The 23,561-nt window shown below is 67.2% G+C and carries 21 protein-coding genes and 1 pseudogene; 16 read left to right on the top strand and 6 right to left on the bottom strand.

What is annotated here, in order from left to right:
- The first annotated feature begins 33 nt into the window (after positions 1-33).
- The 5 genes from BFE01S_RS27050 to BFE01S_RS27020 all read left to right on the top strand — a co-directional run bounded on the left by BFE01S_RS27050 (position 34) and on the right by BFE01S_RS27020 (position 5,208).
- Entirely contained in the window at positions 34-1,701 is a 1,668-nt protein-coding gene (locus BFE01S_RS27050; RefSeq protein WP_028228191.1) for an acyl-CoA synthetase, read from the top strand.
- Between the two features lie 295 nt (positions 1,702-1,996).
- Positions 1,997-2,308 carry a hypothetical protein gene (locus tag BFE01S_RS27045; protein ID WP_028228190.1) on the top strand — a complete coding sequence of 104 codons (312 nt, stop codon included), beginning with the start codon at positions 1,997-1,999 and terminating at the stop codon, positions 2,306-2,308.
- Positions 2,309-3,016: 708 nt separating this feature from the next.
- Positions 3,017-3,610, top strand: coding sequence for an IMPACT family protein (locus BFE01S_RS27040; protein WP_028228189.1), 594 nt, complete (start codon positions 3,017-3,019; stop codon positions 3,608-3,610).
- A 379-nt stretch (positions 3,611-3,989) separates the two neighbouring features.
- Complete coding sequence (locus tag BFE01S_RS27030; protein ID WP_042338694.1) at positions 3,990-4,229, top strand: DUF2964 family protein; 240 nt, start codon at positions 3,990-3,992, stop codon at positions 4,227-4,229.
- A 535-nt stretch (positions 4,230-4,764) separates the two neighbouring features.
- Positions 4,765-5,208 carry a helix-turn-helix domain-containing protein gene (locus BFE01S_RS27020; protein ID WP_322787841.1) on the top strand — a complete coding sequence of 148 codons (444 nt, stop codon included), beginning with the start codon at positions 4,765-4,767 and terminating at the stop codon, positions 5,206-5,208.
- A gap of 116 nt (positions 5,209-5,324) precedes the next feature.
- On the opposite strand, the gene BFE01S_RS40335 is transcribed toward BFE01S_RS27020, so the two are convergent.
- A complete protein-coding gene (locus BFE01S_RS40335; RefSeq protein WP_042338727.1) occupies positions 5,325-6,914 on the bottom strand; it encodes a GGDEF domain-containing protein in 1,590 nt (529 codons plus the stop codon).
- A 205-nt stretch (positions 6,915-7,119) separates the two neighbouring features.
- On the opposite strand from BFE01S_RS40335, the gene BFE01S_RS27010 reads away from it, so the two are divergent.
- A complete protein-coding gene (locus BFE01S_RS27010; protein ID WP_028228186.1) occupies positions 7,120-8,712 on the top strand; it encodes an inorganic phosphate transporter in 1,593 nt (530 codons plus the stop codon).
- Positions 8,713-8,823: 111 nt separating this feature from the next.
- Here BFE01S_RS27010 and ppk2 read toward each other — a convergent pair whose 3' ends face one another.
- From ppk2 to BFE01S_RS45150, 4 genes and pseudogenes are all read right to left on the bottom strand, one after another.
- Positions 8,824-9,744, bottom strand: coding sequence for a polyphosphate kinase 2 (gene ppk2, locus BFE01S_RS27005; protein WP_028228185.1), 921 nt, complete (start codon positions 9,742-9,744; stop codon positions 8,824-8,826).
- 135 nt (positions 9,745-9,879) lie between these two features.
- Positions 9,880-10,254 carry a VOC family protein gene (locus BFE01S_RS27000; RefSeq protein WP_028228184.1) on the bottom strand — a complete coding sequence of 125 codons (375 nt, stop codon included), beginning with the start codon at positions 10,252-10,254 and terminating at the stop codon, positions 9,880-9,882.
- Positions 10,255-10,313: 59 nt separating this feature from the next.
- Positions 10,314-10,427 (bottom strand): annotated as a pseudogene (locus BFE01S_RS46415) (GNAT family N-acetyltransferase); the annotation flags it as partial.
- Positions 10,428-10,480: 53 nt separating this feature from the next.
- Entirely contained in the window at positions 10,481-10,687 is a 207-nt protein-coding gene (locus BFE01S_RS45150; RefSeq protein WP_169742672.1) for a hypothetical protein, read from the bottom strand.
- 325 nt (positions 10,688-11,012) lie between these two features.
- Here BFE01S_RS45150 and BFE01S_RS26985 point away from each other — a divergent pair, with 325 nt between their 5' ends.
- The 7 genes from BFE01S_RS26985 to BFE01S_RS40330 all read left to right on the top strand — a co-directional run bounded on the left by BFE01S_RS26985 (position 11,013) and on the right by BFE01S_RS40330 (position 17,894).
- Positions 11,013-11,489 (top strand): carboxypeptidase-like regulatory domain-containing protein, encoded by a 477-nt coding sequence (locus BFE01S_RS26985; RefSeq protein WP_042338691.1) that lies wholly within the window; start codon positions 11,013-11,015, stop codon positions 11,487-11,489.
- Between the two features lie 436 nt (positions 11,490-11,925).
- Positions 11,926-14,727, top strand: coding sequence for a monovalent cation/H+ antiporter subunit A (locus BFE01S_RS26980; RefSeq protein WP_028228182.1), 2,802 nt, complete (start codon positions 11,926-11,928; stop codon positions 14,725-14,727).
- A complete protein-coding gene (locus BFE01S_RS26975) occupies positions 14,727-15,059 on the top strand; it encodes a Na+/H+ antiporter subunit C (protein ID WP_028228181.1) in 333 nt (110 codons plus the stop codon). The genes BFE01S_RS26980 and BFE01S_RS26975 overlap by 1 nt, the downstream gene beginning before the upstream one ends.
- On the top strand, positions 15,056-16,720 hold the full coding sequence (locus tag BFE01S_RS26970; RefSeq protein ID WP_028228180.1) for a monovalent cation/H+ antiporter subunit D: 1,665 nt from the start codon (positions 15,056-15,058) through the stop codon (positions 16,718-16,720). Before BFE01S_RS26975 ends, BFE01S_RS26970 begins: the two co-directional genes overlap by 4 nt.
- Before the next feature lie 2 nt (positions 16,721-16,722).
- Positions 16,723-17,217 (top strand): Na+/H+ antiporter subunit E, encoded by a 495-nt coding sequence (locus BFE01S_RS26965; protein WP_028228179.1) that lies wholly within the window; start codon positions 16,723-16,725, stop codon positions 17,215-17,217.
- A complete protein-coding gene (locus tag BFE01S_RS26960; RefSeq protein WP_028228178.1) occupies positions 17,211-17,486 on the top strand; it encodes a K+/H+ antiporter subunit F in 276 nt (91 codons plus the stop codon). Before BFE01S_RS26965 ends, BFE01S_RS26960 begins: the two co-directional genes overlap by 7 nt.
- Before the next feature lie 12 nt (positions 17,487-17,498).
- A complete protein-coding gene (locus BFE01S_RS40330) occupies positions 17,499-17,894 on the top strand; it encodes a Na+/H+ antiporter subunit G (protein WP_042338689.1) in 396 nt (131 codons plus the stop codon).
- A 20-nt stretch (positions 17,895-17,914) separates the two neighbouring features.
- Here the strand turns inward: BFE01S_RS40330 and BFE01S_RS26950 are convergent, their stop codons facing one another.
- Complete coding sequence (locus BFE01S_RS26950) at positions 17,915-18,826, bottom strand: LysR family transcriptional regulator (protein WP_028228177.1); 912 nt, start codon at positions 18,824-18,826, stop codon at positions 17,915-17,917.
- Between the two features lie 147 nt (positions 18,827-18,973).
- Between BFE01S_RS26950 and BFE01S_RS26945 the strand changes: the two genes are divergently transcribed.
- The 3 genes from BFE01S_RS26945 to BFE01S_RS26935 are packed head-to-tail and all read left to right on the top strand — an operon-like array spanning position 18,974 to position 23,543.
- Positions 18,974-21,118 (top strand): 3-hydroxyacyl-CoA dehydrogenase NAD-binding domain-containing protein, encoded by a 2,145-nt coding sequence (locus tag BFE01S_RS26945; protein ID WP_042338687.1) that lies wholly within the window; start codon positions 18,974-18,976, stop codon positions 21,116-21,118.
- A 29-nt stretch (positions 21,119-21,147) separates the two neighbouring features.
- On the top strand, positions 21,148-22,344 hold the full coding sequence (locus BFE01S_RS26940; RefSeq protein ID WP_028228175.1) for an acyl-CoA dehydrogenase family protein: 1,197 nt from the start codon (positions 21,148-21,150) through the stop codon (positions 22,342-22,344).
- Between the two features lie 11 nt (positions 22,345-22,355).
- Positions 22,356-23,543, top strand: coding sequence for an acyl-CoA dehydrogenase family protein (locus tag BFE01S_RS26935; RefSeq protein ID WP_028228174.1), 1,188 nt, complete (start codon positions 22,356-22,358; stop codon positions 23,541-23,543).
- The last annotated feature ends 18 nt before the right edge of the window (positions 23,544-23,561 follow it).

Genomic DNA, 23,561 nt, shown 5'->3' with positions numbered 1-23,561 from the left:
GTCGTCGTAGACCGGACTCAAGGAGACCACGCCATGGCGCACCCCTACGAAACAGGCCTCGAACAACGCGACGCCAACTACGTGCCGCTCACCCCGATCGACTTCATCGTGCGCGCGGCCGAGGTGTACGGCGAACGCCTCGCGGTCGTGCATGGCGACGTGCGCCGCAACTGGCGCGAGACCTACGCCCGCACGCGCCGGCTCGCCAGCGCCCTCGCCCGGGCCGGGATTGGCCGCGGCGACACGGTGGCGGCGCTCCTGCCCAACATTCCGGCGATGGTCGAAGCCCACTTCGGCGTGCCGATGGCGGGCGCCGTGCTCAACACGCTGAACACGCGTCTGGACGCCGCAACCATGCTGTTCATGCTGCGCCACGGCGAGGCCAAAGCGCTCATCGTCGATACCGAATACGCGGCGCTCGCGCAGCGCGCGGCGGCGGAGCTTCCCGACCTCAAGATCATCAGCGTGGCCGACATCGCCCCGGCCGACCCCGGGCACTTCCCGCGCGCCATCGACTACGAAGCGTTTCTCGAGGGCGGCGATCCCGAATTCGAGTGGCTCCCGCCCGCCAGCGAATGGGACGCCATCGCGCTCAACTACACCTCGGGCACGACGGGCGACCCCAAGGGCGTGGTCTATCACCATCGCGGCGCGTGTGTGGCGGCGGTCAGCAACATTCTCGAATGGGACATGCCGAAGCACGCGGTGTATCTCTGGACGCTGCCGCTCTTTCACTGCAACGGCTGGTGCTTCGCATGGACCGTCGCGGCGCGCGCGGGCGTGAACGTCTGCCTGCGCAAATTCGACGCGAAGCTCGTGTTCGACCTCATCCGCCGCGAGGGCGTCACCCACTATTGCGGCGCGCCCATCGTCCAGGCCGCGCTCGCCGACGCGCCCGCCGAATACCGCGAAGGCATCGCCCACACGGTGCGCACGATGGTTGCGGGCGCACCGCCCGCGCCGGCCGTGATCGCCAAGATGAAGGCCATAGGCGTCGAGCTCACGCACGTTTATGGGCTCACCGAGGTCTACGGCCCTGCCGCCGTGTGCGCCGTGCAGGAACACTGGCGCTCGCTCGACGCCGGCGAGCAGGCGCGCCTCGCCGCGCGCCAGGGCGTGCGCTATCACCTGCAAAGCGGCCTTTCCGTGCGCAATGCGCAGACCATGGAGCCGGTGCCCAACGACGGCGAGACGCTCGGCGAAATCATGTTCCGCGGCAACATCTGCATGAAGGGCTACCTGAAGAACGAGCGCGCGACCGAAGACGCGTTCCGCGGCGGCTGGTTCCATACCGGCGACCTGGGCGTGATGACGCCCGATGGCTACGTGCGCATCACCGACCGCAGCAAGGACGTCATCATTTCGGGCGGCGAGAACATTTCGAGCATCGAGGTGGAAGACACGCTGTACCGGCACCCGGCCGTCGCGCTTGCTGCGGTGGTGGCGATGCCCGATGCGAAATGGGGCGAAGTGCCGTGCGCGTTCGTCGAACTGCGCCCGGGCGCGAGCGCGACCGCCGAAGAGATCATCGCCCACTGCCGGCAGTTCCTCGCGCACTACAAGGTGCCGCGCGCCGTGCAGTTCGGCGAACTGCCGCGCACGGCCACGGGCAAGATCCAGAAATACGAGTTACGCACGAAGGTGGGCTCGCAAAGCGCGATCGATCTGAGCGCTCCCCCGGCCGCGAAGCGTCCGTCGTGAAACCGGGGGCGCCTTCACGCGCCCCCGCAGTCCACGAATCGCGCCCGCGAATGTAACGTGAGTTGACAACCCGACCCCATCAAGGGTGAATGGAGACTGTCAAGTTCGCGGCTTTATCCTTTCCGCATCAAGGGCCGATTGTCAGGTTGGCCCTTTCTTGCGCCGCTTCGGGTTGAAATTTACGCTTACAAGTGGTCACGCACGACCCGCCTTCCGGCCTATAAGCTCGGTTCGTGGGTGACGGCAAGGCATTTCACGCCGCGCTGCCACAACGCAACCTGGAGGGAGGAACGAAATGAACACGAAGAGCTGGAAGACCCCTGCTCGCGCCATGGCCGCGGCGCTGATCGCCGGCGGCGCGCTGATGGGCGCGACGAGCGCCTTCGCGCAGTCCGCACCGTTCGCATTGCGTGCCGATTCGCAGCCGCAGTACGGCGCGCCGCAGATGATCCCGGTGGACGTGCGAGTCACCATCGGCTGGCATGGCGACCGCTACTGGGACGGCCATCGCTACTGGGCCCACGACGAGTGGATGCACCATCATCCGCACGATCCGGGCCCCCCGGGCTGGCACGACGACCATCGTCCGCCCCCGCCGCACTATTGATCGGTTCGGCACGCCGCCGTCACGCATGACGGCGGCTCGCAACGAGGCCGGTTTTCCGCAAGGGAAACCGGCCTCGCGCGTTTACTTTGCCTCTGTGGATGGGCGATATTTGCGGCCCGAGCACGGCCGGAAAGGCCATCGCAAGTAATTGCAAGTAATGTGTGAGCCATTGCCTCCCGGCGGGCAGGCAGGTAACTTATCCCTGCGTTTCGTTCCCCGGAGCGCACGGTGTATTCTCATTCGCCCCGGCCGGCAACGCCCGGGGCTTTTTTCGCTGGCGGTCAGCAACATTTATTTTCGCGTTGCCGTTTGATTTTGGCGGGCGTAAGGTTGCGTGGCCTCTTGAGAACAGGCGAGCCTTATGAACCCCCGGTCATTGGACAATGTCCTGACCGGGGATTTTTTTGTCCGGCGTGCAACCGGGGAAACGGCCGCGAAACTGTCGGGAAGGGTCGCTGCAGCCCGTCGAACCCGGGGCAGCGAACAGAAAGAGAGGAAATGACGGATCACCGAATGAGGAGTTCGGCTTCGCTCCAGCCAGAGCTAGACCCGTCATGTGCGGCATTATCGGGCCTCGCAGGCGGCGCGTCATTACCGAAACCCGCAAGTATTCATTACAGAAACTGTCAGAATTTGGGGCCGGACGCGTCGGCCGTGCCTGGCCGGATCGGTTAACATGGCGCTTTAGCCTGTGCCGCACCGCCTGTCTTGCCCACCTTCACGCTTGCCACCCCCGTCAGCGCGGAACTCGAAATCCGCAAGAGCCGATTCATCGCGCATGCCATTCCGGTTGCCGGCCGCGAGGCCGCCATGGCCGAACTGCGCCTGCTGCGCGAGGCGCATCCCGCGGCCACCCATGTGTGCTGGGCGCTGCTCGCGGGCGGCCAGTCGGGCATGTCCGACGACGGCGAACCTTCGGGCACGGCAGGACGCCCCATACTCGAAGTGCTGCGCCATCACGATCTGGACGGCGTGCTGGCCGCTGTCGTGCGTTATTACGGCGGCGTGAAGCTGGGCGCGGGCGGGCTCGTGCGCGCCTATACCGACGCCATCGCCCGCGCCCTGCAAAGCGCGGCCCGAGTCGAGCGCATTGCCCTCGCGCGCCTGACTGTCGAGGTGGGATATCCGGACGAAACGCGCGTGCGCCACTGGATCGAACAGACGCAGGCAACGCTGGTGGAGAGCGCCTACGCCATGACCGTGCGCCTGACGATCGAGTTGCCCGCCACCGCGGCCGACGCGGCCCGCGACACCCTTCGCGATATCACCCAGGGCCGCGCCGGTTTCCCGAGGCACGACTGACCCCGCAAGCAGAAGGCAACGCGAGGCGAGACAAGACAAGGCGCGCCGATCGATGCGCGCGCACGCAATGCCCGCGTTCAGACAGGGCAAAAAAAAGCCGCCGATACAATCGGCGGCCCAACAGGGGACGTGAAGAACAACCGCGAATCGAACTATCAAATCGACCCGACGACTCCATCATGGCGGCGCAAAATTAAGGCAAACTTAAATGGCGCCCGAACTTCGCGAAAACTTCCGCCCCGGCGCGGAGCACACCCAGAAAGCACGCCGCCGCACGGCCGATATAATCGATTGATCGAAGGCAAGCTGGCTGCATCGCACCCGCTGTGGGGTTTCGCCCAATGCCTCGGTTCCCTTGGCTCATCTGGAAAGGCCGCCCATGATATTCGACCGACTCAGGGAAGGCGCCGGCCCCGAACGGCGCCATCGCGTGTGGAGCAAGCTGCGCATCCTCGTCGCGGCCATCGGCACGCTCGGGTCCGCCACCGGCATCGCCATCGCCGTCTTCGGGCTCGTTCAGTTCGACAACAGAATGGTGATTACCGGCGTGGCGGTGATCATTGTCTCGACAACGGTCTACGTGTCGATTCTCGTGCGCGACCGCAACCGCGTCGATTAGGACACTGCGGGGCATTGCGGGACACTGCGCCATGTGCCCGCTTTGCCGCCACGCCGGAATTAATCAGAAGAAATGGGCAGATAAAACGTGCAATTGAAATGCATGCATAAAAGGGTCCATGAAAAACCAGGCCAATCCATCCGGCCCGCCAGCCCGCATCGGTAAAAACGAAATACGCAATGCTCAGGCACATTGTTGAGCATTTCGCAGCCGTTTCCTTTTTTCCGATAGTCCACGATATCGTTCAAGTCAAGCAGACTATTTTTTTCCGCGCTATACACATTCCCTACAAAAACAATTATTAATATCCGATGCGAAACGTAATCGCGTTTCGTAAAACCCGTGCTCTGCCAAAGAGCACGCACTTCGCCGTCCGCCACAGGCCAGGCGTCACGACCGCCAGCGCAAGGCCGTGGCAAGCGACAAGACCCGCATGCTGGAACCAGGGTTGACAGCTGTGCATGCGACCCGGGCAGGCGCCACCGCATCCGATGAGGCGCCCGGCCCGGATCGACAGGAGCGGCATCTATCCGCCATGCCGCGCTTCCGGAATCTTTCGTCGACGAGTGATCAAATGCTTACCCGAACCGAGGACTTGCCAAGCGTCACGAGAAGAATGGCCGCTGGCCAAATGCTGATCGAAGGCGCGACGGTGAATAGTGTCGCCGACTCCCTGCACCTCTCCGCCCAGACGGTGCGCCGCTACAAATCGATTGTCGAAGACGGCGGCCTCGCCGCGCTCAAGCAGATGAGCGTAGGCGGCCGGCCCTCCGTGCTCGACCAGGCCGCGCTCATCTGGATCGCGAGCGCCCTGCACGGCTCCGCGCGCGATCACGGCTTCCCGAGCGACGCGTGGACCAACAGCCGCGTGCGCGAGCTGATCGGCCGCCAGTTCGGCGTGCACTACTCGCGCGTCTATACCTGGCAAATCGTTTCGAACCTCGGTCTCGGCCATCGCCTGTCGAAATCGGCACGCTGAGCGCAACGCGCCGGGGTGCCACGACACGCCGGGCCGGGCGCGGGTTGAACCTCCCCCATCCTCTCAACCCGCCCCGGCAAGACCCTCTTCCCCGCGCCGACGCCGCCTGAGCCCCCTCAGGCGGCGGCCGGCGGCCCCGCCTCGGCCGGCTCGACGCCGTCCCCGCTCCACTGCTGCGCCTTCACCTGGTTGCGGCCGCCTTCCTTGGCGTCGTAGAGCAGGTGGTCCGCGGCGGCGAGCAGCTTTGCCGCGCTGCCGCCCTGCGGCGGGTTGCAGCTCGTGCAGCCCACGCTCACCGTGACGCGGCCAAAGCTCGAGCCGTCGTGCGCGAGGTTGGCCGCTTCGATACGCTTGCGGATCTTCTCCGCGACCTTCACGGCGCTCGCCAGCTCCATGCCGGGCAGCACCACGGTGAACTCCTCGCCGCCGTAGCGCGCGGCCATGTCCGCCGCGCGCCGCGTGCCCGCGGCAATGCGCTCGGCCACGAGCGTCAGCACTTCGTCGCCGGCCGCGTGCCCATAGGTGTCGTTAAAGCGCTTGAAGTGGTCGATGTCGAAGAACAGCACCGCAAGCGGCTCGTGCTCGCGCGCCGCGCGCCGCCATTCGGACGCGAGGCGCCGGTCCAGCGCGCGGCGGTTGGCGAGGCCCGTGAGCGGATCGGTCACGGCCAGCCGCATCAGTTCCCCTTCCGCAACCACCTTGTCGCGCAGCGCGAACGCCAGCACCCACGAGACGATCACCCACGCGCCGCCGAAGAGCGCCGTCATTGCGATGGCGAACCACGCGCGCCGCCGCCAGGGCGCCAGCACGTCGTCCACGGCGGGCGCGATGGCCACGATCAGCGGAGTCGCGCCCACGTGTTCCCACGTGTAGATGTGCTCCCTGCCGTCGATGGGCGAGCGCCCGGTGTACGTGCCCGCAGCCTGCTTCGCCATTCGCCCGAAGCTGGACGAATCGGCGTAGTTCGCGCCCGCTCCGCGCGGGTCCGCCGGCTTGCTCGCGATCATCGTGCCGTCCTGCATCAGGATGAACACGCCGCCGTGGCGGCCCACGTCGATGCGCGCCAGCAGGTGATCGAAATATTCGATCCGCACGCCGAGCAGCGCGACGCCTGCAAACGTCCCTTCACGCCCGCCGATGCGCCGCGAGAGCCCGACGGTCAGGACGCCGCCGCGCAGGCGCGAACGATAGGGCTTCGAAATGAAAAGGCCGGTGTCGGGACTGCGCGCCTGGGCGAGAAAGTAGTCGCGGTCCGACGCCGCGATGCCGATCGCCGCTTCGCCGCTCTGCGAGGCCACCACGTGGCCATCGGAGCCGATCACATAAGCGCCGCCCAGCGACGAAGCCGCCGTCGCCCGGTTGAACAGCACCTGCTGGCGCAGCGCTTCGGGCAACGTCCAGGTGAGCGGCTGCTGGGCGCCCGTCACCACGGCCTGCAACGCGAGGTCGTAAAGCTCGACGTTGCGCGCGATATCGCTGCTGACGATCCGCACGATATTGCGCGAGTTCTCCGCCGCGTGGCGCAGCTCTTCCGCGCGCCCGCTGTAGATCGCGGCAAACGTCACGCCGGCCATCACCGTGGCGACGAGGGTGCCTGCGAGACCGCCGAAAAACGGATAGTTGCCGATGAACCGCGTAGCCCGCTTGCCGCGCGCGAAGAGCCACCGGCGCGCGCGATGCCTGAGCGAGAGAACCCGTCGTGCCACTGGCGCCATCCTCCCTTTCGCAATGCCGCAAATGTCTGATTATTGCCGCACATCCGGCCCGCAGCGCGAGCGCCCCCATTCTCGCTATTTTCGTCAATTGGGGGCCGAAGCTTGCACAAGACCTGTCATCAATCCGACACGCCCGCAAGCCAGGATCGGGACGTTGCATTTGCGCTTTTTTTATACGCACAGGAGCGTGCTGACCATGCCGGATATTTCCCTCACTCCGCCGCCGGGCGGCGCCGCCGAAACACGCGGCCGCAGCGCGAGCCTGCTCGCCTTCGTTGCCGTTATCGCCATCGGCGCGGTCTACGTGGGCATGCACCTCTCCGACGACCTCTCGCCCATCCACCAGAGTTCCGTGCTGCCTTGGGTGCTGCTCGGCATCGCCCTCGTGATCGCGCTGGGCTTCGAGTTCGTCAACGGCTTCCACGATACCGCGAATGCCGTGGCCACCGTCATCTACACGCACTCGCTCTCGCCCAACCTCGCCGTGATCTGGTCGGGCGGATGGAATTTCCTCGGCGTGCTGACCTCCACGGGCGCGGTCGCGTTCGGCATCCTGCAACTGCTGCCCGTCGAGCTGATTCTGCAGGTGGGCAGCAGCGCGGGCTTCGCGATGGTGTTCGCGCTCCTCATCGCCGCGATCATCTGGAACCTCGGCACGTGGTACTTCGGCCTGCCCTCGTCCAGCTCGCACACGCTCGTGGGCTCGATCATCGGCGTGGGCCTCATGAACCAGCTCATGCACGGCGCCTCCGGCACGAGCGGCGTGGACTGGAGCCAGGCGCTCGGCGTGGGCAAGTCGCTGCTGTTCTCGCCGCTCGTGGGCTTCCTGCTCTCGGGCCTCTTGCTGATCGTGCTGAAGGCGCTCGTGCGCGTGCCCGAACTCTATGCGGAACCCAAGGGCGACGAGCCGCCGCCGTTCTGGATCCGCTCGCTGCTCATCCTCACCTGCACGGGCGTTTCGTTCGCGCACGGCTCGAACGACGGCCAGAAGGGCATGGGCCTCATCATGCTGATCCTGATCGGCACGGTGCCCACGGCCTACGCCCTCAACAAGGCGGTCACGCCCGCCGAAACGCAGACCTACCTCGCCGTGGCGCAACAGGCCGCGCACGCGCTCGACCAGTACGCGAACGGCGTGGCCGCCCCCGCCCAGCCGCGCGCCGAAGTCGAGCGCTACGTGAGTTCGCGCACGCTCACGCCGCAAACCGTGCCTGCGCTCGCCGCGCTCGCGAACCAGGTGGGCGAGCAGGTGGGCGGCTTCGGCTCGATGTCGAACGTGCCGCAGTCGATCGTGGACAACGTGCGCAACACCATGTACCTCACCTCGGAGGCGATCCGGCTGATGCAGAAGAGCAAGCAGCCCGCCTTCACGCCCGCCGACACCAGCGCCATCGAAAACTTCCGCACCCAGACCGATCACGCCACCAAGTTCATCCCGACCTGGGTGAAGGTGGCCGTGGCCATCGCGCTCGGCCTCGGCACGATGGTGGGCTGGAAGCGCATCGTCGTGACGGTGGGCGAGCGCATCGGCAAGCAGCACCTCACCTACGGCCAGGGCGCCGCGGCCGAAGTGGTGGCGATGGCGACGATCGGCATGGCCGACGTGTACGGCCTGCCCGTCTCCACCACCCACGTGCTCGCCTCGGGCGTGGCGGGCACGATGGCGGCGAACGGCTCGGGCCTGCAATGGAACACCGTGCGCAGCCTCATTCTCGCGTGGGTGCTCACGCTGCCCGCTTCCATCGCGCTCTCGGGCCTGCTGTACTGGGTGTTCCGCCACGTGTTCTGAGTCCGCTGCGCAGCACCCGCAAGCCGCAAGAAAAAACGCCGTGCTCCTCATCATCGGAGCGCGGCGTTTTCGTTGATACCTGCCTGTTACCGTGCGGCCACTACCTGCGCATCAGTAGATATCCGGCACGACCATTTCGCCCGGCACCGGCTGGCGGATGTAGTCGGGGTGATGCTCGCGCGCGGGCAACGTGACCTGCGGATGCTCGATCTCTTGATACGGCACCTGGGTCAGCAGGTGATGGATGCAATTCAGGCGCGCGCGCTTCTTGTCCACGCCCTGCACGACCCACCACGGCGCCTCGGGAATATTCGAGCGCTGCAGCATGACTTCCTTCGCCTGCGTGTACTGCTCCCAGCGGCGGCGGCTTTCGAGGTCCATCGGCGAGAGCTTCCATTGCTTGAGCGGGTCGTCGATGCGGCTCTGGAAGCGGACCTCCTGCTCGTCGTCGGTGATGGAGAACCAGTACTTGACGATCTGGATGCCGCTCCGCACGAGCATCTTCTCGAACTCGGGCACCGAGCGGAAAAACTCCTCGTACTCGTCGTCGGTGCAGAAGTTCATCACGCGCTCCACGCCCGCGCGGTTGTACCAGCTACGGTCGAACAGCACCATTTCGCCGCCCGCCGGCAGATGCTGCACGTAGCGCTGGAAATACCACTGCGTACGCTCGCGGTTGCTCGGCGCCGGCAGCGCGGCCACGCGGCACATGCGCGGGTTCAGGCGCTGCGTGATGCGCTTGATGACGCCGCCCTTGCCCGCCGCGTCGCGGCCTTCGAAGATCACCACCATCCGGTGGCCCGTGTTCACGATCCAGTCCTGCAGCTTGACGAGCTCGCCCTGCAGGCGGATCAGCTCGCGGAAATACACGCGGCGCAGCGCGCGCGCGTCGTCGCCGATCTCGAGCCCCGTCCCGTGGAGGTGGTCGTCCACTTCCATTTCCAGTTCTTCGTCGTAGGCGTCGATCAGCTCTTCGTCGAGCCGGCGGCGGCGGTCCCGCTCGGCTTCCAGTTCGCGGTCGATTTCGTTCATGGCGACTCTCCTGTGTCGATCAAATGGCAATCCGTATCGCCTTCACGGCAACGATATCCCAACACTATCGGCGCGGCGGGTGTCATTCGTATTTCAGACGCATCGTTTTCGCTGTGCCCGAAGAGCGCGCAGCGCTCATCCGAGCGGCTTCGCAAAGCTCAGTTCATGGCCATCCGGATCGACCAGATGGAAGTAACGCTCGCCCCAGGGCGCGTCGCGCGGCGCGAATTCGGGCGTGTGCCCGGCCGCCAGTGCCGCGCGGTAGAACGCGTCCACGTCGGCGACGTAGAAAATCACGCGGCCCCAGCCCGCCACCTCGCCGTGGCCGCCTTCGAGCAGGTTCAGGTACGCGGGCGCCTCGCCCAGCGCGAACGACGCGAAGCCCGGCACGACTGGCCCCGGCCGCCGCCGGAAACCCAGCGACGCGTAAAAGCGCTCCGCATGCGCGACGTCGCGCACGGTCAGCGTCACGGCGCTCAGCGATTCGATGTGCGTTGCGGGGTTTTCCATGCCGCGGTCTCCTCTTGTCTCTCGTGCCGGCTATAGGGGTGCTTAGGGTGCTATAGGGGTGCGTCAGGGGCGCGCGTGGGCCAGATGGCCGTGGGCGAGGTGTCGATGGCAAGGGGGCGCAGGGCCTTGAAGCGATCTGCGCCGGCGGCGCCGAGCGCTCGGATGGTCGTCATGGGCGAAGGGCGAGCGATGAACACCCCCAGCATAACAGCCGGCCGCGGGCCGCTTATTTTGGCCCGGGCGCCGGAACCGGCGCCTCGATGCCGCACTGCGTGATCACGCCACCGACCTCGCCGCCGGCCCGGTCGCGCTCGCGCATCTGTCCCACCGCGTGCCCGCGGGCTTTCACGGCAACTGGCGACACGCCGCGGGCTAGACGCCACACGCGAATCGACGGCAACGCGGCGACAACACGACGATAGCGCGACGACAAAAAGGACGCATTCCTGCAGCACTGCGAATCTCGGGCGACGGAACCGGAAAACTGATCGGCACGCCCGCCGCATGCCGGCGCGGATCGCCGCCATTCCCTATCGTCGCGAACGCGCGCGAAAGCCCAGCATTCCTCATTGTGATCTCGCATAACGGGCCCGCGCGACGTGCCGATCGACAACGGGTCGCGCGAGGGCTAGTCGAGAGCTTCGAGCCCGCTTTAAGCGATGTTTAAGCCATCCGCCCTACGCTCAATCCGTACGCTTGCCCGACGCATCAACACCGCGCCGCGCAAACGTTCGGACGATTCATCAATGGAGGTCGAAATGAAAGCACGCTCAACCCCGTGGATCGGCGCGGCATTCGCGCTCGCTGTCGTATTCGGCACACCGGCCGCCTTCGCGGCCGACAACAACGCCGCCGCAGTCACGGCACCCGCGGACGGCGCCTCGCGCCTGCCGCCGCTCCAGCACTCGGGAGACATCGCCTATCTCTCGGGCGGCATCGGCAGCGACCAGTCGGCGGCGTTCAAGGAAGCGATGCCGCGCTACCCGCTCTCGCTCGAATTCGCGCAGCACACCGCGGCAAACGGCAACGAATATCTCGCCAACGTGCCCGTGACCATCGCCGACATGCACGGCAAGACCGTGCTGCACGCCAACGCGCGCGGCCCGTTCATGCTCGTTTCGATTCCCGGCGGGCGCTACGTCGTGACCGCTCACCACGACGGCACTACGCAGCAGCGCACCGTGGACATCGGCAAGACCGCCCGCGTCCACGAGGCATTCGTCTGGTCGATGTGACGCGCAAGCCCGCTGCACTCGACCCGGCCCCGCGCGCACGCTGAAGCGGCGCGCGGATTGCCGTCCACAAACGCGTCGAACTCCTAACCAGGTACGGCGCACACTCCCCTCGCGCCGATCCACCGCGACTCGCGCAGAACATCGTCGCCCCTGCGCCTGCCGCGTACGTCGCTCACTCCGGCAAACCGCCCTGCGCTCTCGCTCCCGCGCCCCCTCGCGCGCCCCATCCGCCCGGCGATCCAGGACCGGCGACCACGCAGCCCGCAAAAACGCTCATACCGGTCCGAAAAACGCGTCTCCCGGGCCGCCACTCATGCCACTTGCATGAATTCCGGCCCCGTTTCCGGCTATGATCCTGAGCTAGGGCGCCCGGCACGCGGGGTGCCGCCCCGATCCCGTCCTTCAATCACGCAGGCGATCAACCGGAGATTTACGCATGGTGTTGGGATGGCTCGTCGTTCTCCCGTTTGCCGCCGCGGCGCTCGTTGCGCTCGCGACGCGCCTCGCCCGTCCGCTCACCACCTGGATCGCCTTCGCGGCGGCCCTCCTCGGCCTCGGGCTCCTCGCCAGCGAGCGGGTGGGCATGCCCACCTACGGGGTGCTGCAGTGGCGCCAGGACTGGGTGCCGGAACTGGGGCTCGCGCTGAGCTTTCGCCTCGACGGCCTTTCGTTCATGTTCGCGCTGCTGGTGCTCGCCATCGGCCTGCTGGTGTTCGTCTACGCGCGCTATTACCTGGCGGGCAGCGAGTCGCTGCCGCGCCTCTACCTGCTCCTGCTGCTCTTCATGGGCGCGATGCTCGGCCTCGTGCTCGCGAACAATCTGCTGCTGCTCGTGATCTTCTGGGAATTGACGAGCCTCGTCTCCTTCCTGCTGATCGGCTTCTGGCCATCGCGGCCCGACGCGCGGCGCGGCGCGCGCATGGCCCTCACGATCACGGGCGCGGGCGGCCTCGCGCTGCTCGGCGCCGTGCTGCTGCTCGGCCACGTGTGCGGCAGCTACGAACTCACCACCGTACTCGCGCAGGCCGGCAAGGTGCAGCAGCACCCGCTCTATCCGGCCATCCTGCTGCTGCTCCTCTTCGCGGCCTTCACGAAGTCGGCGCAGTTCCCGTTCCACTTCTGGCTGCCGCACGCCATGTCGGCGCCCACGCCCGTTTCCGCCTACCTCCATTCGGCGACGATGGTGAAGGCCGGCGTGTTCCTGCTCGCGCGCCTCTACCCCGTGCTCGAAGGCACGGACTGGTGGTTCTACATCGTGAGCCTCGTGGGCCTCGTCACGCTCACGGGCGGCGCCGCCATGGCGCTCGTGCAGCGCGACCTCAAGGGCCTGCTCGCATATTCGACGATCAGCCACCTCGGCCTCATCATGCTGCTGTTCGGCCTCGACACCGAGCTCTCCACCGTCGCCGCGCTCTTCCACACGTTCAACCACGCGGTCTTCAAAGCCTCGCTCTTCATGGCCGCCGGCATCATCGACCACGAGACCGGCACGCGCGACCTGGGCGTGCTGCGCGGCCTGCGCCGCTATCTGCCTTGGACCGCCGCGCTCGCAGGCGTGGCCTCGCTGGCGATGGCGGGCGTGCCGCTCCTCAACGGCTTCCTCTCGAAGGAAATGTTCTTCGGCGAAACGCTCGCGCAAGGGCTTTTCGGCGCCTTCAACTGGGTCATTCCGGCGCTCGCCGTGGTGGCGGCCGGGCTTTCGGTCGCGTATTCGCTGCGCTTCGTCTACGGCGTCTTCTGGGACGGCACGACGCCGCGCGACCTGCCGCAGTATCCGCCGCACGAGCCACCGCGTTTCATGCGCCTGCCGGTGGAAATTCTCGTGGTGCTCTGTCTGCTGGTGGGTCTCTTTCCCGAGCAGACCATCGGCCGCATGCTCGAATCGGCGGCATGGTTCGCGCTGGGCGGCAAGATTCCCAGCTATAGCCTCAGCATCTGGCATGGCTTCAATCTGCCGCTCATCATGAGCGCGGTGTCGTTCGGCGCCGGTGCGCTACTGTTCTTCTTCCGCCGCGACGCCTTCCGCCGCCACCGCTCCGTGCTCTCGGAAATGAACGCGAGCGAAGGCTTCGACCGCTTCGTGCAGCGTCTCGAACACGTGGCCGCCGCGCTCGTGCGCGTGTTCGAGACCGGCTCGCTGCCCACATACCTTTCGTGGATGGTGGCCGCGATGATCGTGGTGCCCGGCTCGGCGCTCCTCGCATTCGGGCCGCTCGGCGGCACGCTCGCGCGCACGCCGCTCGATCCCGTCACGCTGATCGGGCTCGCGCTCACCGCGCTCCTTGCGCTCGCCGTCGTGCGCGTGCGCACCCACACGCTCTTTGCGCTCGTCATGCTGAGCACCTGCGGGCTGCTCGTGACGCTGGCCTTCGCGCGCTTTTCCGCACCCGATCTCGCACTCACGCAGATCTCGGTGGAAGTGGTCACCATCCTGCTGCTCGTGCTCGCCATCTACTTCCTGCCCGACGAGCAGCGCGTGATCGAAACCGTACCGGCGCGCGTGCGCAACGGCGTGCTCGCGATTGCGGGCGGCACGCTGCTGGGCGTGCTGGCCTATGCGGTGATGACGCGGCCCGCGGCGCAAGGCATCGCGCCGTTCTTCCTCGCGCATGCGCTGCCGGGCAGCGGCGGCCATAACGTCGTGAACGTGATCCTCGTGGACTTCCGCGGCTTCGACACCATGGTCGAGATCAGCGTGCTCGTGGTGGCGGGCCTCGCCGTCAAGGCGCTCCTGCGCGGCCTGAGGCTGCCCCCGCCCGCCACCGGGCCAGGCGGCTTGCCGTGGTCGTCGCAGTCGCATCCGCTGCTGCTCTCGCTGCTCGCCCGCCTCATGCTGCCGCTCACCGCGCTCATCGCCGTGTTCGTTTTCCTGCGCGGCCACAATCTGCCCGGCGGCGGCTTCATTGCCTCGCTCATCGTCTCGGTCGCGCTGCTGCTGCAATACGTGGCGAGCGGCGTGCTGTGGGCCGAATCGCGCATCCGCATCAACTACCGTGCGCTCGCCGGCATCGGCATTCTCGTGGCCGCGGCCACCGGGCTCGGCAGCCTCGCTTTCGGCCAGCCGTTCCTCACGAGCGCATTCGGGCACCTGCACGTGCCGCTCATCGGCGAAATCGAACTGAGCACGGCCATGCTGTTCGATCTGGGCGTGCTCTGCGCCGTGGTGGGCACGACGCTCACGATCGTTTCGCACCTCGGCACGCGCGACAAAGACCTGCAATCCGTGGAGAAAAGCTGATGGAAGCCGCTTTTGCCGTGACGATCGGCGTGCTCTGCGCGTGCGGCCTCTACCTGCTGCTGTGCGCGCGCGTGCTGCCCGTGATCCTCGGGATCACGCTCTTCTCGTATGCCGTGAACCTGTTCCTGCTGGGCATGGGCCGGCTCTCGCCGGGCAAGCCGCCCGTGATCGCCGCCGGCGCCCAGTACGCCGACCCGGTGCCGCAGGCGCTCGTGCTCACGGCCATCGTGATCGGCTTCGCCATGACGGCCTTCACCGTCGTGCTGGCGCTGCGCTCGCTCGCGCTTACCGGCAGCGATCACGTGGACGGCCGGGAGGTCCCCGCCGAATGAACCACGGCCTCATCCTGCCCATCCTGATCCCGCTTTTCGCCGCGGGCGCCATCGTCGCGCTGCCGCCGCGCGCGAAGCGTCTGCAGCGCACGCTCAACGTGATCGCCACGATCGCGCTCGTGCCCGTCGCGATCGCGCTCGCGGCGCGCGCCGCCACGGGGGAAATCGCCACCTACGCGCTGGGCGCGTGGCCCGCGCCCTTCGGCATCGTGCTGCAACTCGACCGGCTGGGCGCGCTCATGCTGCTGCTCACCGCCGTGCTCGCGTGCTGCTGCCTGCTCGGCACCTCGAGCGCCGACGCACGGCGCGGCCGCTATTTCCGCGCACTGTTCCAGTTCGAGTTGATGGGCCTGAACGGCGCGTTCCTCGCGGGCGATCTCTTCAACCTGTTCGTATTCTTCGAACTGCTACTGATTGCTTCCTATGCGCTGCTGCTGCACGGCGGGGGCGAGCGGCGCGTGCGCAACGGACTGCATTACCTGCTGCTGAACCTGGTGGGTTCGTCGTTCTTCCTGATCGCGCTCGGCGTGCTGTACGGCGTGACAGGCACGCTCAACATGGCCGACGTGGGCGAGCGCCTCGCGCATCTGGACGCCGCCTCGCTGCCGCTCGCGCAATTCGCGGGCGCCATGCTCATGCTCGTTTTCGGCCTGAAAGCCGCGGTGTTTCCGCTCTCGTTCTGGTTGCCGCAGGCCTACCGCAGCGCCATCGGGCCGGTGGCCGCGCTCTTTGCGATCATGACGAAGGTGGGCGTCTACGCGATGCTTCGCTGCGACGCGCTCGTCTTCGGCGGCGCACTTCAGGCGGGCTCGGGCGGCCTGCTCGATGCGTTCATGCACGACTGGGCGTGGTGGCTCGCCATCGCCACCATTGTCTTCGGTGCGCTGGGCGCGCTCGCCGTGTCGAGCCTCAAGACCACCACGGCCTATCTGGTGCTGGTCTCGGTGGGGCTGCTGATCGCGGCGGTCACGATGCAAAGCGCGGCGGCATGGAGCGGGCTGCTGTACTACCTCATCAGCACCACGCTGTGTTCCGCGGCGCTCTTCCTGCTGGCCGACACGCTGGAGCCGGAAGCGCGGGAATCCACGGCCAACGAACTGGCTTCGCACACGGCACTCGACGACACCACGGCACCTGCGATCTCGCCTGTCGCCGATGGCGATAACCCCAACGACAGCGGCACGGAGGCTTCCGCGCAGGACGGGCGCACCCGATCGCCGTGGCCCACCACACCCGCGGCCCTCCTCTATCTGGCCGCCGCCGTGGGCGCGGCGGGCCTGCCGCCGCTCTCCGGTTTTCTCGGCAAGGCGATGGTGCTGGCCGCCACGCCCATCGCGCAAGCGGCCGTGCTGTGGCCCGCCGTGCTGCTCTCCAGCCTCCTGTTGATCGTGGCGCTGAGCCGCACCGGCACGCGCATCTTCTGGGCCATCCCGGCCTCGCAATCCTATGCCGCCGCGCCGCACACGGCGCCGCGCGGCACCCCCGCGAAACTCGCCGCCTGCACGCTGCTGCTCGCCTGCGTGGTGGCCGCCACGCTCGGCGCGGGCGGCCTCAAGCACTATCTCGACGCCACCGCCGCGCAACTGCTCGACCGCGCCGCCTACGTGCACGCGATCCTGCCGGCGGCCTCGCCGGCAGGATCACCCGGCAACGGGAGCTGACCATGCTCAAACGGCTCTTCCCCCATCCCTGGCTCAGCATGATTCTGTTCGTCTGCTGGCTGCTGCTGATGAACGACGTTTCGCCCGGCAACCTCCTGCTCGGCGCGGTGCTGGGCTGCGCGATCTCGTTCATGATCGGCGCGGGCCTGTGGATGCGGCCCGTGCGCTTCGGACGGCCGTGGCTGCTCGCGCGCCTCGCGCTGCACGTGCTCGTCGATATCGTGGTCGCGAACGTGGAAGTGGCCCTGCTCGTGCTGGGCCGCACGGACAAGCTGCGCCCCGCCTTCATCGAAGTGCCGCTCGACAGCACCCACGAAATCGCGCTCACGGCGCTCATCAGCATCGTGTCGCTCTCGCCCGGCACGCTCTGCGCCGAACTCTCCGACGACCGCACGCGCCTTATCGTGCACGTGCTCGATCTCGACGACGAAGCCGCGCTCGTCGCGCAGATCAAGTCCCGTTACGAAGCCCCGCTGATGGAGATCTTCGCATGCTAGCCATCGCCATTCCGGTCTCGCTCGCGATACTGGGCCTTGCCTTCCTGCTCACGCTCGTACGCCTCGTGCGCGGGCCTTCGCTGCCCGACCGCATCGTCGCGCTCGACACGCTCAACATCAACGCCATCGCGCTGATCGTCGTGTACGGCATCAGCCTGCGCTCGACGCTCTTCTTCGAAACCGCGCTGCTGATCGCGGTGATGGGCTTTATCGGCACCGTTGCGCTGACGAAGTACCTGCAGCGCGGCGACATCATCGAACTGAACTGACGGGGGCGCCTGATGCAAACCGTCATCGAAGCCATCGTGAGCGTGCTGCTGCTGCTCGGCAGCCTTTTCATGCTGGTGGGCGCAATTGGACTGGTGCGCCTGCCCGACTTCTTCATGCGCCTGCACGGACCGACCAAATCGACCACGCTCGGCGTGGGCGGCGTGGTGCTCGCCTCGGTCGTCTATTTCAGCGTGCACAATAACTTCGCGAGCCTGCACGAGCTGCTGATTCCCGCCTTCCTCTTTCTCACCGCGCCGATCAGCGCGCACATGCTCGCGAAAGCGGGCATCCAGCAACGCGTGCCGCTCACGCCCGCCACGCGCGGGCGGCCGCCCATGACGGGCGCCTGCGAGGAACCCGACGAGGCTCAGGCAGGCACGCATGCCGAGGATGCACCGGACACCTGAGCATCCGGCGCGACCAGGCGTCACGCAGCCGCCGCACCGCGCCCGGTCTTGCGCGCTTCGCCCAGCACGAACTCGATGAACGTGGACGCTGCCCGCGTGTGATGGCGATTCGGCATGTAGAGCATGTACATGTGAGTGCCGAAGATGCTGAGCCGCCACGCGTCGAGCGACGTCACGACTTCGCCGTGGCGCAGGTCGTCGTGCACCACGTAGTCGGGCACGATGCCCACGCCGAGCCCGGCCAGGATCGACTGGCGCAAAAAAAGAAAGTTCTCCGAAATAATCGACGGTTCCAGCAGCACCTCGTGACGCTCCGCGCCGAGATAGCCCGCGAGGCGCAACTGCCGGCCCACCACGGCCGCAGTAATGACGGGAGCGGTAGCGAGATCCTCCAGCCGCTGCGGCATGCCGTGCTCGCTTGCCCACTGCGCCGAAGCGCACGCCACGTATTTCACCGGCCCCATGTCGCGCGCGACGAGATTTTGCGGCGGCTCCGACATCACGCGCACCGCGATATCGACTTCGTCGCGCAGCAGGTCTTCCACGCGGTTTTCGAACATCACGTCGAGCACGATGCCGGGGTAGCGCCGCTTGAATTCGATCAGCCAGTCGGACATCACGAGCTGCCCATAGCCGCTCGGCACCGATAGCCGCACCCGCCCCTGGAGGCTCTGGCCGAGCGTCGAAACGGACTCGCGCGCCGCAAAGAGCGCATTCTGTATCGCGCGCCCGTGCTCGTAGAGCTTCAGGCCGATCTCGGTGGGTTCCACACGGCGCGTGGTGCGCCTCACGAGCTGCAGCCCGATCGACTTTTCGAGGTGGTTGAGGTGGTAGCTGACATTCGCCCGGCTCATCTTCAGGCGCCGGGCGGCCTCGCTCAGGTTGCCCGCGTCGAGGATCTCCACCAGCAAGGTCAAGGCATTGACGTCCACAATCGGTCCACTGTCAAAGATATTTTGACAGTCTGTCAACTGGCTATGCGATTGTCAATAAAGCCTGACGAGCCCACAATCGAACGAACATCCGATAATCGGCGCTCCGTGCACGCGCCGCCCGAATTCCTCTCTGGAGACAAGGCAATGGCATCCGACACCGTTTCTTCCCCCGCTTCCCACCCGATCGCCCAGCCGGTCTCCCACGAACTGCGCGGCAAGGTGCTGCTGGTCACGGTCGACAACCCGCCCGTCAACGCGCTCGGGGTCGAGGTGCGCCGCGGCCTCGCCGCCGCCATCGACTACGCCGAATCGAACGACGCCGTGCAGGCCGTGCTGATCGTCGGCGCGGGTCGCAACTTCATTGCGGGCGCCGATATCCGCGAGTTCGGCAAGCCGCCGCAGCCGCCCGCGCTGCCCGACGTCTGCAACCGCATCGAAGCCTGCCGCAAGCCCGTGATCGCTGCGATCCACGGGGCGGCGCTGGGCGGCGGCCTGGAAGTGGCGCTGGCCTCGCACTACCGGCTTGCCGTGGCGGGCGCGAAGCTCGGCCTGCCCGAAGTGCAACTGGGCCTGCTGCCCGGCGCCGGCGGCACGCAGCGCACGCCGCGCCTGATCGGCGCCGAAGCCGCGCTCTCGCTGATGCTAAGCGGCCGCCACGCGGGCGCCGAAGAAGCGCTGAAGCTGGGCCTCGTGGACCGCGTGGGCACGAGCGACGACGTGCTCGCCGAAGGCCTCGCCTACGCGCAGGCCCTACTGGCCGGGCATGCGCCCGTGCGCCGCACGCGCGACGCGCAGGGCCTCGCGAACCGCGAAGCCGCGCAAGCCGCCATCGACGCCGCGCGCGCCGACACCGCGAAGAAGTCGCGCGGCCTGTTCTCGCCGCTGAAAATCGTCGATTGCGTGCAGGCCGCGCTGGACGAGCCGTTCGACGAAGGCCTGCGCTTCGAGCGCAAGCAGTTCCTCGCCTGCCTCGAAAGCCCGCAGCGCGCGGGCCTCGTGCACGCGTTCTTCGCCGGGCGCGAAGTCCAGAAGGCGCCGGAAACCCGCAGCGCGGCGCCGCGCCCCATCGAAAGCGTGGGCGTGGTGGGCGGCGGCACGATGGGCGCCGGCATTGCCGTGGCGGTGCTCGACGCGGGCCTGCCGGTCACGATGATCGAACGCGACGATGCGTCGCTCGCGCGCGGCCGCGCGCACGTCGAGAAGGTCTATGACGGGCTCATCGCGAAGGGCCGCATGACGCCCGAAGCGAAAGCCAAAGTGCTCGCGCGCTTCTCCGGCAGCACGGCTTACGATGCGCTCGCGAACGCCGATCTCGTCATCGAAGCCGTGTTCGAAGACCTCGACGTGAAAAAGGCCGTGTTCGCCGAACTCGACCGCGTGTGCAAGCCGGGCGCCGTGCTCGCCACCAACACGTCGTATCTCGACATCGACGCCATTGCCGCCAGCATCTCGCGTCCCCAGGACGTGGTGGGCCTGCACTTCTTCTCGCCCGCCAACATCATGAAGCTGCTGGAAGTCGTGGTGCCGAAGCAGGTTTCGGCCGACGTGGTGGCCACCGCCTTCGAACTCGCGAAGAAGCTGCGCAAGGTGCCGGTGCGCGCGGGCGTGTGCGACGGCTTCATCGGCAACCGCATTCTCGCCGTGTATCGCACGGCCGCCGACCACATGATGGAAGACGGCGCCTCGCCCTACCAGATCGACAAGGCCGTGCGCGAGTTCGGCTATCCGATGGGCCCGTACCAGGTGGTCGATCTCGCGGGCGGCGATATCGGCTGGGCCACGCGCAAGCGCCGCGCCGCCACGCGCGACCCGAAGGCGCGCTACGTGCAGATTGCCGACCGCATCTGCGAGCGCGGCTGGTTCGGCCAGAAAACGGGCCGCGGCTTCTATCTCTACCCCGAAGGCGCGCGCACCGGCACGCCGGACCCCGAAGTGGAAGCGATCATCGCCGCCGAGCGCGCGCGCGCGGGCATCGCACCGCGCAGCTTCACCGACGAGGAAATCCTGCGCCGCTACATGGCCGCGATGATCAACGAAGGCGCGAACGTCGTGCACGAAAAGATCGCGCTGCGCCCGCTGGATGTGGATGTGACCTTCCTCTACGGCTACGGCTTCCCGCGCTACCGCGGCGGCCCGATGAAGTATGCGGACACGGTGGGCCTCGCCAACGTGCTCGCGGATATTCGCGAATTCGCGAAGGAAGACCCGCTGTTCTGGCGCCCCTCGCCGCTCCTCGTGGAGCTGGTGGAGCGCGGCGCCACCTTTGCGAGCCTGAACGAATCAGCCTGAGCGCATGCTCTCGACGGAGTGAAACAAGCATGGACCTGAAATTCACGGCGCAAGAGGAAGCCTTCCGCACCGAAGTGCTGGACTTCCTGCGCGAGCGCCTGCCGCAGCGCATCGCCGACAAAGTGCACAACGGCAGGCACCTCACGCGCGACGACATGGCCGCGTGGCACGCGATCCTCAACGAGAAGGGCTGGCTCGCGAACCACTGGCCGAAGGAGTACGGCGGCCCCGGCTGGAACGCGGTGCAGAAGTTCATCTTCGAGAACGAATGCGCGATTGCCGGTGCCCCGCGTATCGTCCCGTTCGGCGTGAACATGCTCGGCCCCGTGCTGATCAGGTATGGCAGCGAAGCGCAAAAGCGCTACTGGCTGCCGCGCATCCTGAGCGGCGCCGACTGGTGGTGCCAGGGCTATTCGGAGCCGGGCGCCGGCTCCGACCTCGCCTCGGTACGCACGAGCGCCGTGCGCGACGGCGATCATTACGTCGTGAACGGCCAGAAGACGTGGACCACGCTCGGCCACTACGCGAACATGATCTTCTGCCTCGTGCGCACCGCCACCGACGTGCGCAAGCAGGAGGGCATCAGCTTCCTCCTGATCGACATGAACACGCCGGGCATCGAGGTGCATCCCATCGTCACGCTCGACGGCGAACATGAGGTGAACGAAGTGTTCTTCACCGACGTGCGCGTGCCGGCGGCGAACCTCGTGGGCGAAGAGAACAAGGGCTGGACCTACGCGAAGTATCTGCTCACCTACGAGCGCACCAACATTGCGGGCGTGGGCTTTTCGGTGGCCGCGATGGCACGCCTGAAGCGCGCCGCGCAGAACGTCACGCGCAACGGCAAGCCGCTCGCCGACGATCCGCAGTTCGCGGCGCGGCTGGCGAAGGTCGAGATCGACCTGGAGAACATGAAGACCACGAACCTGCGCGTGATCGCGGCGGTGGCGGGCGGCGGCGTGCCGGGCGCGGAAAGCTCGATGCTCAAGATTCGCGGCACCGAGATCCGCCAGGAGATCTCGTCGCTCCTGCGCCGCGCGATGGGACCCTACGCGGCCCCGTTCGTCGAAGCAGCGCTCGAAGAAGGCTACGCGGGCGAAGCCATCGGCCCGGACGAAGCCGCGAGCGCCGCCGCGCAGTACTTCAACAACCGCAAGCTGTCGATTTTCGGCGGCTCCAACGAAATCCAGAAGAACATCATCGCCAAGATGATGCTCGGTCTTTAAGAGGTCCGGTCATGAATTTCCAGCACACCGAAGACCGCCGGATGCTCGCGGATACGCTGAACCGCTTCGTCGCCGAGCAGTACGGCTTCGCCACGCGCGATACAATCGCGCGCTCCGCAGAGGGCTTTAGTGCGGACATGTGGCGCCGTTTCGCCGAACTCGGCGTAATCGGCGCGCTCTTTCCCGAAGCGCAGGGCGGCTTCGGCGGCGCGGGCTTCGACGTGTCGGTGGTGTTCGAATCGCTTGGGCGCGGGCTCGTGGTCGAGCCGTTTCTCGATACGCTGATCGTCGGCCGCGCGCTGGCGCACGCGGGCAACGAGGCGCAGCAGGCGCACATCGCCTCGCTCATCGACGGCTCGCAGATCGCGGCGTTCGCGCACGACGAGCCGGGCTCGCACTACGAAGCCTCGCGCGTGACCACGCGGGCCGCGAAGCACGGCGGCGGCTGGGTGCTCAACGGTGCGAAAGGCGTCGTGCAGCACGCGGAGCACGCCGATCTGCTGCTTGTGTCCGCACGCACCGCGTCCGGCAAATCCGGCGAGCGCGGCGATGCGTTCGACGAAGCCGGCATCTCGCTCTTCCTCGTGCCGCGCAATGCCGCGGGCGTCGGCGTGCGCGGCTACCGGAAGATCGACGGCGGACGCGCGGCCGAAGTCGCGCTGAACGACGTGCAGGTGGGCGCCGATGCGCTGGTCGGCGCCGAAGGCAGCGGCTTCGCCACGCTCGAACACGCCACGGGCTACGGCCTGCTCGCGCTCGCCGCGGAAGCCGTGGGCGCGATGGAGGTGGCGCGCGACAACACGCTCGACTACCTGCGCACGCGCAAGCAGTTCGGCGTGCCCATCGGCAGCTTCCAGGCGCTCCAGCACCGCATGGCCGACCTGCTGCTCGAAATCGAGCAGGCCCGCTCGGCGGTCATCAACGCGGCGGCGGCCATCGACGCGCCGCGCCACGAACGCGAGCGCGCGCTCTCCGCGGCGAAGTACACGATTGGACGCATCGGCGCGCGCGTGGCCGAAGAGTCGATCCAGCTGCACGGCGGCATCGGCATGACGTGGGAGCTGCCGCTCTCGCACTACGCCAAGCGTCTCGTGATGATCGATCATCAACTGGGCGACGAGGATCATCATCTCGCGCGCTACATCGCGCTCGGCCGCCCGGTCTCGCCGCAGCCCGAGGGCGCGCGCGACGGGACGTGAAGCGGCCCGCACAAAGCC

Source organism: Paraburkholderia ferrariae NBRC 106233 (assembly GCF_000685035.1).
In the GTDB taxonomy this organism is placed as follows: Bacteria; Pseudomonadota; Gammaproteobacteria; order Burkholderiales; family Burkholderiaceae; genus Paraburkholderia; species Paraburkholderia ferrariae.
This window is presented reverse-complemented; position numbering and strand designations above follow the sequence as displayed.

Bases quoted from the DNA above. Each gene is read 5' to 3' on its own strand.
- BFE01S_RS26945 (WP_042338687.1), top strand. From the start codon at position 18,974: ATGGCATCCGACACCGTTTCTTCCCCCGCTTCCCACCCGATCGCCCAG.
- BFE01S_RS26960 (WP_028228178.1), top strand. From the start codon at position 17,211: ATGCTAGCCATCGCCATTCCGGTCTCGCTCGCGATACTGGGCCTTGCC.
- BFE01S_RS26940 (WP_028228175.1), top strand. From the start codon at position 21,148: ATGGACCTGAAATTCACGGCGCAAGAGGAAGCCTTCCGCACCGAAGTG.
- ppk2 (WP_028228185.1), bottom strand. From the start codon at position 9,744: ATGAACGAAATCGACCGCGAACTGGAAGCCGAGCGGGACCGCCGCCGC.
- BFE01S_RS27045 (WP_028228190.1), top strand. From the start codon at position 1,997: ATGAACACGAAGAGCTGGAAGACCCCTGCTCGCGCCATGGCCGCGGCG.
- BFE01S_RS27050 (WP_028228191.1), top strand. From the start codon at position 34: ATGGCGCACCCCTACGAAACAGGCCTCGAACAACGCGACGCCAACTAC.
- BFE01S_RS27000 (WP_028228184.1), bottom strand. From the start codon at position 10,254: ATGGAAAACCCCGCAACGCACATCGAATCGCTGAGCGCCGTGACGCTG.
- BFE01S_RS26985 (WP_042338691.1), top strand. From the start codon at position 11,013: ATGAAAGCACGCTCAACCCCGTGGATCGGCGCGGCATTCGCGCTCGCT.
- BFE01S_RS27030 (WP_042338694.1), top strand. From the start codon at position 3,990: ATGATATTCGACCGACTCAGGGAAGGCGCCGGCCCCGAACGGCGCCAT.
- BFE01S_RS26970 (WP_028228180.1), top strand. From the start codon at position 15,056: ATGAACCACGGCCTCATCCTGCCCATCCTGATCCCGCTTTTCGCCGCG.
- BFE01S_RS26935 (WP_028228174.1), top strand. From the start codon at position 22,356: ATGAATTTCCAGCACACCGAAGACCGCCGGATGCTCGCGGATACGCTG.
- BFE01S_RS26980 (WP_028228182.1), top strand. From the start codon at position 11,926: ATGGTGTTGGGATGGCTCGTCGTTCTCCCGTTTGCCGCCGCGGCGCTC.
- BFE01S_RS40330 (WP_042338689.1), top strand. From the start codon at position 17,499: ATGCAAACCGTCATCGAAGCCATCGTGAGCGTGCTGCTGCTGCTCGGC.
- BFE01S_RS26965 (WP_028228179.1), top strand. From the start codon at position 16,723: ATGCTCAAACGGCTCTTCCCCCATCCCTGGCTCAGCATGATTCTGTTC.
- BFE01S_RS27020 (WP_322787841.1), top strand. From the start codon at position 4,765: ATGCCGCGCTTCCGGAATCTTTCGTCGACGAGTGATCAAATGCTTACC.
- BFE01S_RS27010 (WP_028228186.1), top strand. From the start codon at position 7,120: ATGCCGGATATTTCCCTCACTCCGCCGCCGGGCGGCGCCGCCGAAACA.
- BFE01S_RS26975 (WP_028228181.1), top strand. From the start codon at position 14,727: ATGGAAGCCGCTTTTGCCGTGACGATCGGCGTGCTCTGCGCGTGCGGC.